The sequence below is a fragment of the Clostridium sp. KNHs216 genome (genome assembly GCF_006714885.1).
Classification (GTDB): domain Bacteria; phylum Bacillota; class Clostridia; order Oscillospirales; family Acutalibacteraceae; genus Caproiciproducens.
Genome location: NZ_VFMF01000001.1, coordinates 708,315 through 721,519, shown reverse-complemented (window position 1 = coordinate 721,519; position 13,205 = coordinate 708,315). Strand labels below are relative to the sequence as shown.

The 13,205-nt window shown below is 54.1% G+C and carries 11 protein-coding genes; 6 read left to right on the top strand and 5 right to left on the bottom strand.

Features of this window, described 5'->3' with window-relative positions; genetic code table 11:
- Positions 1 to 27: 27 nt before the first annotated feature.
- Positions 28 to 543 carry a peptidylprolyl isomerase gene (locus LY85_RS03525; RefSeq protein ID WP_141825470.1) on the bottom strand — a complete coding sequence of 172 codons (516 nt, stop codon included), beginning with the start codon at positions 541 to 543 and terminating at the stop codon, positions 28 to 30.
- A gap of 256 nt (positions 544 to 799) precedes the next feature.
- Here LY85_RS03525 and LY85_RS03520 point away from each other — a divergent pair, with 256 nt between their 5' ends.
- The gene (locus LY85_RS03520) at positions 800 to 1,576 is read left to right on the top strand and encodes an exodeoxyribonuclease III (protein ID WP_141825469.1); all 777 of its coding nucleotides are present in this window, start codon (positions 800 to 802) and stop codon (positions 1,574 to 1,576) included.
- A gap of 3 nt (positions 1,577 to 1,579) precedes the next feature.
- The gene (locus LY85_RS03515) at positions 1,580 to 3,184 is read left to right on the top strand and encodes an MBL fold metallo-hydrolase (RefSeq protein ID WP_141825468.1); all 1,605 of its coding nucleotides are present in this window, start codon (positions 1,580 to 1,582) and stop codon (positions 3,182 to 3,184) included.
- Positions 3,185 to 3,262: 78 nt separating this feature from the next.
- Here the strand turns inward: LY85_RS03515 and mscL are convergent, their stop codons facing one another.
- The 3 genes from mscL to LY85_RS03500 are packed head-to-tail and all read right to left on the bottom strand — an operon-like array spanning position 3,263 to position 7,869.
- On the bottom strand, positions 3,263 to 3,670 hold the full coding sequence (gene mscL / locus LY85_RS03510; protein WP_141825467.1) for a large-conductance mechanosensitive channel protein MscL: 408 nt from the start codon (positions 3,668 to 3,670) through the stop codon (positions 3,263 to 3,265).
- The gene (locus LY85_RS03505; RefSeq protein WP_141825466.1) at positions 3,667 to 4,965 is read right to left on the bottom strand and encodes a 2-hydroxyacyl-CoA dehydratase; all 1,299 of its coding nucleotides are present in this window, start codon (positions 4,963 to 4,965) and stop codon (positions 3,667 to 3,669) included. The genes mscL and LY85_RS03505 overlap by 4 nt, the downstream gene beginning before the upstream one ends.
- 9 nt (positions 4,966 to 4,974) lie before the next feature.
- Entirely contained in the window at positions 4,975 to 7,869 is a 2,895-nt protein-coding gene (locus LY85_RS03500; protein ID WP_141825465.1) for an acyl-CoA dehydratase activase-related protein, read from the bottom strand.
- Between the two features lie 340 nt (positions 7,870 to 8,209).
- Between LY85_RS03500 and LY85_RS03495 the strand changes: the two genes are divergently transcribed.
- Genes LY85_RS03495 through LY85_RS03485 form a run of 3 tightly spaced genes read left to right on the top strand, consistent with a single transcriptional unit; the run spans position 8,210 to position 11,346 of the window.
- Positions 8,210 to 8,818, top strand: a complete 609-nt coding sequence (locus tag LY85_RS03495; RefSeq protein ID WP_185741079.1) for a flavodoxin family protein — start codon at positions 8,210 to 8,212, stop codon at positions 8,816 to 8,818.
- 38 nt (positions 8,819 to 8,856) lie between these two features.
- Entirely contained in the window at positions 8,857 to 9,597 is a 741-nt protein-coding gene (locus LY85_RS03490) for a YebC/PmpR family DNA-binding transcriptional regulator (protein WP_141825463.1), read from the top strand.
- Positions 9,598 to 9,645: 48 nt separating this feature from the next.
- A complete protein-coding gene (locus LY85_RS03485; RefSeq protein ID WP_042081969.1) occupies positions 9,646 to 11,346 on the top strand; it encodes a PASTA domain-containing protein in 1,701 nt (566 codons plus the stop codon).
- A 52-nt stretch (positions 11,347 to 11,398) separates the two neighbouring features.
- Here the strand turns inward: LY85_RS03485 and LY85_RS03480 are convergent, their stop codons facing one another.
- A complete protein-coding gene (locus LY85_RS03480; RefSeq protein WP_141825462.1) occupies positions 11,399 to 12,505 on the bottom strand; it encodes a DUF3810 domain-containing protein in 1,107 nt (368 codons plus the stop codon).
- A gap of 161 nt (positions 12,506 to 12,666) precedes the next feature.
- Here LY85_RS03480 and LY85_RS03475 point away from each other — a divergent pair, with 161 nt between their 5' ends.
- On the top strand, positions 12,667 to 13,158 hold the full coding sequence (locus LY85_RS03475; protein WP_141825461.1) for an LURP-one-related family protein: 492 nt from the start codon (positions 12,667 to 12,669) through the stop codon (positions 13,156 to 13,158).
- The last annotated feature ends 47 nt before the right edge of the window (positions 13,159 to 13,205 follow it).

Sequence of the window (13,205 nt, the reverse complement as noted above, 5' to 3'; positions counted from 1 at the left end):
TGCATGCTCCTAATATCATTTCTTCCGTTACTGTTTTTCGGGTTCGCCGTATTCCTCTCCGAACGTATCGACAGTAACGCTCTTCATCATTTCGTCTTCATACGGCTTATCCCTGTAGTCGCGGCGAACCGACACAATGCGCTCCGCTTCCTCCATTCCCTCGATCACCTTGCCGAAGGCGGCGTATTCCCCGTCAAGGTGCGGCGCGTCGGCGACCATGATAAAGAACTGGGACCCCGCGCTGTTCGGGCTCATGGACCTCGCCATGGAAATGACGCCCTTCGAGTGCTTCAGGTCGTTCTGAAAACGGTTGGAGCGGAATTCTCCTTTGATGCTGTAGCCGGGGCCGCCCATTCCGGTGCCTTCCGGGTCGCCTCCCTGAATCATGAATCCGGGGATTACGCGGTGAAAGATGGTTCCGTCATAAAATCCTTTTTTGACAAGGGAAATAAAGTTCTTTACGGTGTTCGGAGCAATTTCGGGATAAAGCTCCATTTTGATCGTGCCGCGGCCTGTTTGAATGGTAACAATTGGATTTTTCATAATCTTCCTCCATCAATTCTTTAAAAAGTCATATCCCTATTATAGCGGGAATGCAGGCTTCGTTCAAGGCATATTTTTGATAGAAGAAGTATTGCGCTTTCACCGCCTCTTATGCTTTTCGCGGAAGTCCTGAGGAAAATTATTTACTCTTTTCGATTTGAATATGGTATAATACTCAAAAAGTGTTTGCTCAACCGAAAATGAATGGTTCCTCCGGCAGGCCGGAGACGGAAATAAAAAAATGGGGGATGAAGGATTGAAGCTGATATCATGGAATGTCAACGGGCTTCGCGCCTGTTTGAACAAGGGCTTTACGGACTATTTTCAGTCGGCCGACGCCGACGCCGTGTGCATTCAGGAAACGAAAATGCAGCCGGAGCAGGCGGAAATCGTTTTGCCGGGCTACCGGCAGTACTGGAATTCCGCGGAAAAGAAGGGCTATTCCGGCACGGCTGTTTTCACCAGAATAGAACCTCTTTCCGTCGGTTATGATATCGACGACCCGGAGCATGTCGGCGAAGGGCGTTCCATCACGCTGGAATTTGAGGATTTTTACCTTGTAACGGTGTATACGCCCAATTCCCAGCGGGATCTGGTGCGCATTGAATACCGGATGCGCTGGGAGGACGCTTTCCGCGCTTATCTGAAACGGCTCGACGCGAAAAAACCGGTCGTTGTGTGCGGGGACATGAATGTGGCACACAATGAGATCGATCTGAAAAATCCGAAAACCAATGTCGGCAACGCGGGCTTTTCCTTCGAGGAACGCGAAAAGATGTCGGAGCTGCTCGCCGCCGGGTTTACGGACACCTTCCGTTACCTGCACCCGGAGGAAACAGGCGCCTATACGTGGTGGTCTTATATGTTCAAGGCAAGGGAGAAAAACGCGGGGTGGCGGATCGATTATTTTCTTGTGTCCGACTCCATCCGCGACAGAATCGAGGCCAGCAACATACACCCGGAGGTGATGGGCAGCGACCATTGCCCGGTCGAGCTTATTTTGTCCATGAAAAATACACAGACAGGAGAATAGAGGATGCAACTGATATTTTACGGTGCGGACAAAGAGGTCACCGGAAGCTGCCACTGCTTACTTATAAACGGAAGAAAAATACTGATCGACTGCGGCCTGCAGCAGGGCGCCGACGAGGACGACAACCACAGGCTGCCTTTTTATGCGTCCCAGATCGATTATGTCATCGTAACGCACGCGCATATTGACCACAGCGGACGGCTGCCGCTTCTGGTCAAAAACGGCTACGACGGGAAAATGTACGCGACCGGGGCGACCTGCAAGCTGCTTTCCATCATGCTGCGCGACAGCGCCCACATACAGGAGATGGACGCGATCAACGAGAACCGGAAGGGAAGGCGTGCCGGGCGCGAACCGGAAGAGCCGATTTACACCGTGGAGGACGCGCAGGAAACGCTGAACCGGCTGGTCCCGTTTTCCTATGGGGAAATGGTGGAGCTTTGCGAAGGGGTCCGGTTCCGCTTTACGGACGCCGGTCACCTGCTCGGCTCCGCAGCGGTGGAAATGTGGCTGACGGAGCACGGCAAAACGAAAAAAATCGTCTTTTCCGGGGACATCGGCAACAAAAACCAGCCGATCATCCGCGACCCGCAGTATATCCGGGAAGCGGATTATGTGTTGATGGAATCGACCTACGGCGACCGCGATCACGAGAAGATGGACGACTATGTCCCGAAGCTCGCCGAGGTTTTCGATAAAACCCTTTCCGACGGGGGCAACGTGGTCATCCCCAGCTTTGCGGTTGGCCGCACGCAGGAGCTGCTTTACTATATCCGTGAGATGAAGGAACGCGGCCTTGTCAGAAGCAACCCGGATTTTCCGGTTTATGTGGACAGTCCGCTTGCGGCGGAAGCAACTAAAATCTACGGCGGCAATCTGGACGGTTACGCCGACGATGCCGCCGTCAAGGTCATCAGGGCCGGATTTGAGCCGATTCGTTTTTCCAACCTGAATATCTGTGCCAGCGTGGAGGAATCCAAAGCGCTGAATATGGACAATGTACCCAAGGTCATCATTTCCTCCAGCGGCATGTGCGAAGCCGGACGAATCCGCCACCACCTCAAGCATAATCTGTGGCGGCCGGAATGCGCGGTCGTGTTTGTGGGCTATCAGGCCAACGGCACCCTGGGCAGAATGCTGGTCGACGGGATCGATCAGGTGAAGCTTTTCGGCGAAGAAATCACGGTACAGGCGCATATTTACAATTTCCGGGCGCTTTCCGCGCACGCAGACCGTGCGGGCCTGATTCAGTGGATTCAGGCGTTTGACCCCAAACCGAAACGCGTGTTCGTGGTTCACGGGGAACTGCAGGTCAGCGAGATGTTCGGCGACACCCTGCGGCAGCTGGGCTACAACGCGATTGTCCCCAATTTTGAAGCCTCCTTTGACCTGGCGGAAAACAGTATTCTGGAAGAGGGTGTCGCGCCGGAGCTGCGCAGCCCGCGCAGGGAGGACAGGGGAAAGAAATTCTCCGCTCCGTTTGCCCGCCTGACGGAGGCCGGAAAGCGGCTGGTACAGGTGATACAGCGAAACGAGGGCGGCGCGAACAAGGACCTTGCCAAATTTGCCGACCAGATCAACGCGCTGAGCGAGAAATGGAACCGGTAATCCGCGTTAACAGGACGATAAAAATCCCCAGCCGACAGCAATGCCGGCTGGGGATGTGTTTTACACGGTGTTTTTCTGTCAGTTTTCCTTTTTCAGCAGGTCGCGGATTTCCATCAGCAGCGCTTCTTCCCGGCTGATTTCCGGGGCGGCGGGCGGGGTCTCTTCCTTTTTCCGCTTCAGGCGGTTGGATGCCTTAATGACAAGGAAAATGGAAAAAGCGACAGCAATGAAATCCAGCACCGTCTGCAGGAAATTTCCGTAAGTAATGATAATCGGTTTGGGACTTCCCATCGCCGCGGGAATGGTCATCGCCAAAGCCGTCAAATTGATTCTGCCGGTAACCAGCGAAAGCACGGGCATAATGATGTCGGCTACCAGCGAGGACACGATTTTCCCGAACGCAGCGCCTATGACAACGCCGACCGCCATATCCATGACGTTTCCGCGCATGGCAAATTCTTTAAATTCACTGACTAATTTTTTCATGATTTGTTCTCCGTCTCTTCATTCGTTTGTGAAGCAAGCTTCTCCCTGGCGACGGCCAGCATCAGCTTGATCCGGTTTTCCTGATTGACACGCGTCGCGCTCGGATCGTAGTCGATGGGGACAATATTGGACCGTTCGTCCACCGCTTTAATCCGGTGAATCATGCCCTTGCCGCAGATGTGATTCGGCAGGCAGCCGAACGGCTGTGTGCACACGATATTCTCATAGCCCTGTTCGACCAGCTCCAGCATTTCCGCGGTCAGAAGCCAGCCTTCTCCCATCTTGTTGCCGTAGCCGATGACGTTTTTCACCAGGCTTTTCGTGTGGGCGTAGGGCTCCGGCGCCAGAAAGCGGGACTCGGTTTTCACCGCGCGGATCAGGATGTCCTGCATTTTCAGCAGATAGTCCATCAATGCCTTGACGACCACGTACTTTGCCTTGTTCCCGCCGTACAGCTTGATATCCTCCAGCCGGTTGTCGACCTTGAAAAGGCCGAAATTCAGGATGCCCGGCACGTTTACCTCACAATCCTGTTCCGCGAGGAAATCTTCCAGATGATTGTTGCCCAGCGCGGAATATTTCACATAGATTTCCCCGACAATGCCGACCTTGATTTTCGGCCTGCGGTCGATTTCGATCTGCGCGAAATCGTGAACGATTTGATGGAGGTTTTCTTTCAGCTGTTTCAGCGACAGACCCTGCCCCTGATTGAACTGCTCTGTCAGGGCGTCCGTCCATTTTTTGACCATCCTGCCGCTCTCGCCGGGGATCGTTTCATATGCCTTCGTCTGGTTGTCCAGCTGCATCAGCGCGTCGCCGTAGACAAGTCCCGCGATAAATTTCCGCAGCATCGGCAGGGTCAGCGTAAATCCGGGGTTGCTTTCCAGCCCGGACATATTGAGCGAAACAACCGGAACCCGTTCCAGTCCGGCCTTTTTCAGCGCCTTGCGCAGAAGATGGATATAGTTGGACGCGCGGCAGCCGCCGCCCGTCTGGGTAATAATCAGCGCGGTGCGGTCCAGGTCGTATTTCCCCGAGTGAAGCGCATCGATAAACTGGCCGATGACCAGCAAAGCGGGGTAGCAGGTGTCGTTATGGACATATTTCAGGCCCTCCTGCACAACGTTCGGGCCGTCGTTCGTCAAAAGCTCAATATGGTATCCGCAGTTGTTCAGCACGTTTACGATCAGCTGAAAATGGATGGGAGCCATCATGGGGCAGAGGATGGTATATTCCTTTTTCATTTCCTTTGTAAAAAGCAAGCGTCCGTCCTTGCTGAATTTCAGTTCCGCCAAAGAATCACCTCATTTCTCCAGAGCGGCAAAGAGGCTGCGCAGCCTGATCTTTACCGCGCCGAGATTCGTAATTTCATCGATTTTGATCTGTGTGTAAATTTTGTCGTTCGCTTCCAGAATGCTGCGCACTTCGTCGGTGGTAATGGCGTCTACGCCGCAGCCGAACGAAACGAGCTGGACAAGGTTCATGTCGGGCTTGTCGCCGATGTATTCGGCGGCCGCGTACAGCCTTGCGTGATAGGTCCACTGGTTCAGAACCGTGGTGTGGAAGCGTTTTACCTTATCGCTCAGCACGTCTTCCGAAATGACCGCCGCGCCCAGGCTGACGATCAGTTTGTCGATGCCGTGGTTGATTTCCGGGTCAAGATGGTAGGGCCTTCCGCTCAGGACGATGATCGGCTTTCGCTGCTTCTGCGCTTCGGCAATGATCTGGTCGCCCTTTTCGTGTATTTTCGCAAAATAGCCGTCGTATTCGCGGTATGCTTCTTTTGCCGCTTCTTTCACCTCGGAAAGGGAGATATCGTCAAAATATCCGGAAAGAATCCCGTGCATCTTTTTCGGGAAGTCGCGTTTTCTGTGGATTCCCACATAGTCGTGGATAAAGTGGAAGCCTTCCGACATGCTCATGTTTGCGGAAATGACCTCCGGATAATAGGCGACGACGGGGCAGTTGTAGTGGTTGTCGCCCAGACCCTCGTCGAAATTATACGACATACAGGGGTAAAAAATATTTTTGACACCCTCGTCGATCAAAGCCTGCACATGCCCGTGCATCAGCTTTGCGGGGAAACACACCGTATCGGAAGGAATGGTGCTCTGGCCCTCGATGTAAAGCTCCCTGCTGGAAAGGGGAGAGAGCGTTACCTCAAAGCCGAGCTTGGTAAAAAAGGTGTGCCAGAAGGGGAGAAGCTCATAGAGATTCAGCCCCATCGGAATGCCGATTTTGCCCCTTCTGCCCGGTATGGGCTGGTAAGATCGCAGCACCCCGAGCTTATAGGCGTACATGTTGAGCTCATCCTCTGACGTGCGCTTCGTCACCGGCTTTTCGCAGCGGTTTCCGCCGATAAAGCGCCGGTTTCCGCCGAAAATGTTGATGGTCAGCCGGCAGTGGTTGTTGCACAGCCCGCAGGAGGTGACCCTGACGTCGTGCTGGAAGTTTTCCAGTTCCTCCCTGCCGATGATCGCGCTCTGCCCGTTTGAATGGGCTCTGGCGTAGATTCCCGCTCCGTAAGCGCCCATCAGGCCGGAAATATCCGGGCGGGAAACGTTGACGCCCAGCTCGTTTTCAAACACGCGCAGCACCGCGTCGTTCAGGAAGGTGCCGCCCTGTACCACAATGTTTCGGCCCAGCTCCTCGGCTGAAGCCGCGCGGATGACCTTGTAGATCGCGTTTTTTACCACGCTGACGGAAAGGCCGGCGGAAATATCCTCGGTGGTCGCCCCGTCCTTCTGCGCCTGCTTGACCTGCGAGTTCATGAACACGGTGCAGCGGGAACCCAAATCCACCGGGTGCTTCGCAAACAGGCCCAGCTTCGCGAAATCCTCTATCTCATAGCCGAGCGTGTTGGCGAAGGTCTGTAAAAAAGAACCGCAGCCGGAGGAGCAGGCTTCGTTCAGAAAGATGTTGTCGATTGCTCCGTTGCGGATTTTAAAGCATTTCATATCCTGTCCGCCGATGTCGATGACAAAATCGACGTTGGGCAGAAAACATTTGGCAGCCGTAAAGTGCGCCACCGTTTCCACGATGCCGAAGTCAATATTGAAGGCGTTTTTCAAAAGCTCCTCGCCGTAGCCCGTCACGGCGCCTGCGGCGATCCGGATTTTCGGGAAGCGGTCGGAAACGCTGAGCAGGTATTCCCGGATGATCGGAACCGGGTTGCCCGAGTTGCTGCGGTAAATGGAATCCAGCACCTCGCCGTCCTCGCCAAGCAAAACAGCCTTTACCGTGGTGGAACCCGCGTCGATCCCGAGGTAGGCGTCGCCCGTGTAGGTTTCCGCGTTGCCGCGCGGCGCTTTGCATTCGGAGTGACGGCGGGTAAAGGCGTCGTAATCCGCCTGTGTTTCAAACAGCGGGGGAATGGAAAGAAAATTCGCCGTATTGCCGTAGGCGGCGATGCTTTCCAGAGCGGTTTTCAGGTCGATTTCGGTGTCGCTGCTCAGCGCCGCCCCCATTGCTACATAATAAAGGGAATTTTCGGGGCATACGCCCTGCGTTTTCAGCGCCTGGTCAAAGCTTGCGCGCAGCTGCGGCAAAAAGGTGAGCGGCCCGCCCAGATAAATCACTTTTCCGGCGATTTTCCGGCCCTGTGCCAGCCCCGCGATCGTCTGGTTCGCCACGGCGGCGAAGATGCTCGCCGAAATGTCGCTTTTGCGCGCGCCCTGATTCAGCAGGGGCTGCACGTCCGACTTTGCGAACACGCCGCAGCGCGAGGCAATGGTATATATTTTCTCGTACTGCTCCGCCAGCTGATCCATTTCGTCCAGCGAGATATTCAAAAGAGTCGCCATCTGGTCGATAAAAGCGCCGGTTCCACCGGCACAGGAGCCGTTCATGCGGACCTCCATGCCGCCGGATAAAAACAGCATTTTCGCGTCCTCTCCGCCGAGCTCAATGATGACGTCCGCGTCGGGAATCAGCTTCCCGATCGCCACGCGGGTCGCGTAAACCTCCTGAATAAACGGCAGCTTGCAGGACTGTGAAATTCCCATTCCGGCGGAACCGGAAACCGTAAGCCGGGCCTTCGCGCCTTTGAGGAGTTCCTGATTGATTCTTGTGAGAAGCTCCGACATTTTTTGCGTAATCTGGGAAAAATGCCTCTCATAAGATTGATATATGATTTGATTGCTGTCGTCCAGCACCACGCATTTGATCGTGGTGGAGCCGACATCTAAGCCGATTTTCATAAAATGCCACCGTTTCTGATTATATTATTCCATGAACGATAATAATACATTTTAGCCTAAAATAGTCCACATTGTCAAGCGACAGACTTTATAAATCTTTGGGTGTTTCGCGCCTTTCCGTCGGTGAAAATTTTCATCACTCCCGCGGCGGCGCACGGATTTCGACAGGTTTGCTCTTCCCACCGGCGGGGCTGTATGGTACAATTATTATAATAGAATGCTAAATATTGTTATTCCTGAAATTAGATGATAAACGATATTTTACAAACTTTTAAAGCAGGCTTAACATTGTCCGGGTGTCCGGACCTTTGTGATTGTTCCTGCGAAAGGGGTGGTCGGTTTGCATGCGGAGGCTGTGCGGGAAGAAAATGCGGAGGAGCGGAAGCTGGTGCTTGTCTTTTTCGGTTCCCCCAACAGGGACGGAACCACTGCGAAGCTTCTGAACGAATTTCTGAAACCGCTGGAAGGAAGTACGCGGATCGAGACCGTCAGCGCCTACGAGCGGAACATTGCGCCCTGTATTGCCTGCAACGTCTGCGTCGGGGAAGAAAGATGCTCGCAGCCGGACTTTGACGATATCGACGCGCTGATCCGCGCCGCGGACGTGATCGTCGTCGCCACGCCGGTTTACAACCTCAGCCTACCCGCGCCGCTCAAGGCGATTATCGACCGGACGCAGCGGTATTTCGCGGCCCGGTTTTCCCTCGGCATCAGGAACCCGGTCGAAAAGCATAAGCTGGCCGCCGTGCTGGTTACCTGCGGTTCAAAGGACTGCGAGGGCGCACAAATTATTGCCCGCCAGCTGAAGCTGGCGTTTTCCGTCATCAATACCTCAATCGCGGGCATGGCTGTCTGGCCGGGAACGGATTTTGACGAAGGCCGCGAAACGTTCGAAAAAGCGCGGAATACCGCCCGGGAGCTGGCGCTTGCCATAGAATGTGAATTGTGATATTATAAAATGTAACCTATTATTTGGGAGGAAAAAATATGTCTGGCCATTCAAAATGGAATAATATCAAACGTAAAAAAGAAAAGACAGACGGCGCAAAAGCGAAGGTATTTACAAAAATCGGCCGTGAGCTTGCCGTAGCGGTAAAAGAGGGCGGCGGCCCGGACCCCAACACCAACTCGAAATTAAAGGACTGCGTTGCCAAGGCGAAGGCCAACAATGTGCCTAATGACAATATTGAACGCATTATCAAAAAAGCTGCCGGAGACGGGGACGATACCAAGTATGAAAACATTACATACGAAGGATACGGCCCGAACGGCATCGCGGTCATTGTGGAAACGCTGACCGACAACCGCAACCGTACCGCCGGCGACGTCCGCCATTATTTTGACAAATTCGGCGGCAACCTCGGCACCACCGGCTGTGTTTCGTTTATGTTCGCCCAAAAGGGTCTGATCGTCGTCGAAAGGGAAGGCCTTGAGGAAGACAAGGTCATGGAGGACAGCCTGGAAGCGGGCGCGTCCGATTTTCAGGCCGACGAGGACGTCTTTGAAATTGTTACCGAGCCGGAGGATTTCAGCGGCGTGCGCGACGACCTTGAAAAGAAAGGCTATGAGTTTGTTTCCGCGGAAGTGGAGATGGTGCCGAACACCTATACCACGCTGACCGACGAAGAATCCATTACAAAAATGCAGCGTCTGCTCGATGCCCTTGAGGACAACGACGACGTGCAAAATGTTTGGCACAACTGGGATAATCCGGATATGGACGACTAAGAATATATAGAAAGTTTTTCCATATTTGTGAAACATGGAGGAAGCAAGATGACTGGCTTTGACAATCTATGCATGAACTGCATGTCCGATACAAACGGCAAAACCGAATGTTCCAACTGCGGCTTCAGTTCTTCCGAGCCACAAATGCGCCATGCGCTTCCGTACAGGACCAGACTGCAGAACCGGTATATCGTCGGCCGCGCGAAAAAGAGCAACGGCGAGGGAATCACCTATATCGGCTACGATACGGTCCTGAACATACCGATTGAACTGCGCGAGTTTTTTCCGCAGACCCTGTGCGAAAGACCCGCCAACGGGACGGATATCCGTGTGATCGGCGGCAGCGAGATCATCTTTGACGAATGTCTCGCCGCTTTTCTGAATTATTCCAGAGAGATCGCGCACATGCGCGAGCTTTCCGCCATTGTACAGATTTACGATATCTTTGAGGAAAATCATACGGCCTATACCGTTTCCGAGTGGAGCGAAAGCATTACGCTCCGCTATTTTGTCGAGCGCAGCGGCGGCAACCTCAGCTGGAACGCCGCAAGGCAGCTCTTTATGCCCGTTCTGTCCGCGCTCAGCTCGATGCAGGCGGCGGGAATCCGGCATCTTGGCATTTCTCCCGATACCCTGAATATCATGCAGGACGGCAGGATGAAGCTCGGCAGCTTCTGCATCAGCGCCGTCCGCCGGATGGACACGGATTTGCCGCCGGACCTCGTTCCCGGCTGCGCCGCCATAGAGCAGTATGTGATGGACTATGTCCCCAATGAGTCGACGGATGTCTATGGCTTTGCCGCGTCCCTGTTTTTTGCCCTGACGGGCACCATGCCGCAGGAGGCCTTAAAAAGGCGCAATGATATGCGGCTTTTGATTCCGACCAGCATTATGCGCAGCCTGCCGCCCCATGTGGTAACGGCGATGGCCAACGCGCTGCAGGTTTCTCCGGACAAACGCACCCCCACCTTTGAGCGGCTCCGCGCCGAGCTTTCCGCCGCGCCGACCGTCACGGCGACCATTGAGGATACCCAGAGGATTCACCGGTCCGCCCCTGAGCCGGAGGAGGACGACGGCAAAAAGGGCGTTCCCAATTTCGTATGGGTCATTCTGACCTGTGTGGCCGCCCTGATCGTGTTCACCATCGTCGGGATTATCTGGATTTCCAACACCGGACGGGGTGATACGGAAACGCTCGCTTCGGAAACCTCTCAGGTTGAGTCCGCAACCGCGGGCTCGCTGGAAATGACATTGGATTCCGTGGATTCTGCCGATTCCGCCGACCCGAATCTCATCGAAGCGCCCAATCTGGTCGGCCAGGTTTTTCAGGAGCAGACCAATTCGGGCGAATCCTCCTCCAGTCAGGATTATCAGGTGCTTCTGTCCAGTAAGCAGTTCAGCGATACCATTCCCGAGGGCAGCATCATTTCCCAGTCGCCCGCCGCGGGCACGAAAATGGCAAGGGGGACGGCGATCGTAGTCGTTGTCAGCGAAGGGGCTGCCGTGCGCACTCTTCCGCCGATCGCGGGGAAAACGCTTGCGGAAGCTTCGGAAGCGGTCACCTCGGCCGGCTTTACGCCCACCAAAACGGAGGAATACAGCTCCGGCGTGGAAAAAGGGATGGTCATCGGCTACAAGGATGTGCAGGAGGGCAGTCAGATGGCCTACGGGTCCCAGGTCTCCATTGTCGTCAGCAAAGGGCCTGCGCCGGACGGCGCTTCAGAAACTGCTTCCGATTCGGCTCCCTGAGCGCGGCGCTGCCTGAACAGCCGTTTTAAGTATCGATTAAAAAAGGAGCCTTTCAGCCGGCTCCTTTTTTTGTGCGGTATTCGGCGAGCAGCAGGTCGACCATCCGGCCGTAGCTTTTTATGCCGTCCGTCTGTTTGTTCGCCTTCAGATAAGAATCGTTGACATGGTCGGCAGCGGTGGCGACCGGTCCCTCAAACTGCTTCCAGTACGCGGAATTGTTTTCCAGATCGCGTCTGACGCCGTCGCTCAGGGTTCCGTAAATCTGATTTGCCGCCGACGGGTCGGTGCCGTAAAGCGCGTTGGAAGCATAGATATAGGCAAGCATCGTCCCCGAATACCGGAAATCCGCGTCCCCGCTTTTTTCACAGGCAAGGTAGCCGATGAAATTCGCCTCGTCCTCGCGCATATATCCGCGCAGATGGGAAAGCTCGTGGCACATTGTCAGCGGGATGGAATAATCCGGGATATCCACGTTGACATTCGCTTCAAAGGTAAACGGAAAAAAAATGCCCGTAGTGTCGCAGTAGGACATCAGCCGGGAGAAAAACACCGGCTTCGGCGGACCGTACCCCGCGCGCAGAAGCGGATAGTCCCCGCTGACCGCGTCAAACGCCGTTCTCGCCTTTTTTGCCGTTGCCTCAATATCCTCCGTGTTCAGCCGCATAACGGAGTTCCGGTCGGTTTGGACTCCTTTGCGCAGCTCGTTTGCCCGATCAGCAAGGTCGGTACAGAGCGCCGTCAGCTCGGTCTTGGACGAAGGCCGGATTTCCAGCCCGCAGGTCTGCGCGAAGGGATAGCGGTAATAATTGATTCCGCAGGAAACCACAAACATAAAATACAGCACACTGGCAATGCATATCAGGTTAATTGCGAAAAGAGAAAATATTTTTCTTCGTTTTCCGCGGTTATGTATGATTTTGGCAATAAAGAAAATCATATAAAAAACGGCGCCCGCGCAAAGAAGGACAATCAGGGCCTCCATAACGGAAAACGGGACAAGGGAAGTGACGCGGTTTATCCCGCGTGACAAGACGGGATAAATGGTGTTTGCGTACCATTCCGCAAAATCGGGACGGTTTTGCGCGGCAAGGGTAAGCAGCAAGGCAGCCGGCGCAAACGCAAGGAGCCGGATTCGCCTGAGAGGAAGGAATTTTTTCAAAACAGCACCTCCGATCCCGTTTATTGTAGTATATCCGCACAGGTACGTCAATGGAAATCCGCTCTGCCTTTTCCATATTTATACGGAAAGGCGGTTGCCTATACGGTACAAAAATGATATGATAAGCATTAATAATCGATTTCAAACAGGGAGGCCGGCGCATGAAATTTTACATTAAACAGAGCACCGGTACGGAAGCTCTTTTTACCGTAATAGATGCTCTTGGTCAGTCTGTCTACAGTGTTACCGGTGATTCGTTGTCCATCGGCAGCAAGGTCTACCTGATTGACAACAACCAAAACGAGGCGGCCCGCATCTTCAGTCTGGGGATTTCGGCCATGTCGAGGTACTCCGTTTTTATCGGGGACAAGGAGCGCGCGCGCGTGACGCTGAACCTTGCCTCGTCGAAGCAGCCCATTAAAATCAAAGGCGTCGGCTGGAGCTTTCGCGGCGATCTTCTGACGCGTTCCTATGACCTGATCGATGTGGACTCTACTGTCGTGATGACGCACGGCCGGTGCTGGAACGAAAACGGCGACTGTTTCGCCGTCGATATCGCCAATCAGTCCAATGTCCTGCTGTGCCTTTGCATTGCCGTCATCCTTGACAGCACCGTGATCGGCAGCTCCGTCAAACCGGTTCCGGCAAGCTGAAAAAATTGACAAACGACCCATGGAATGCCATAATAAACAAGTTGCTT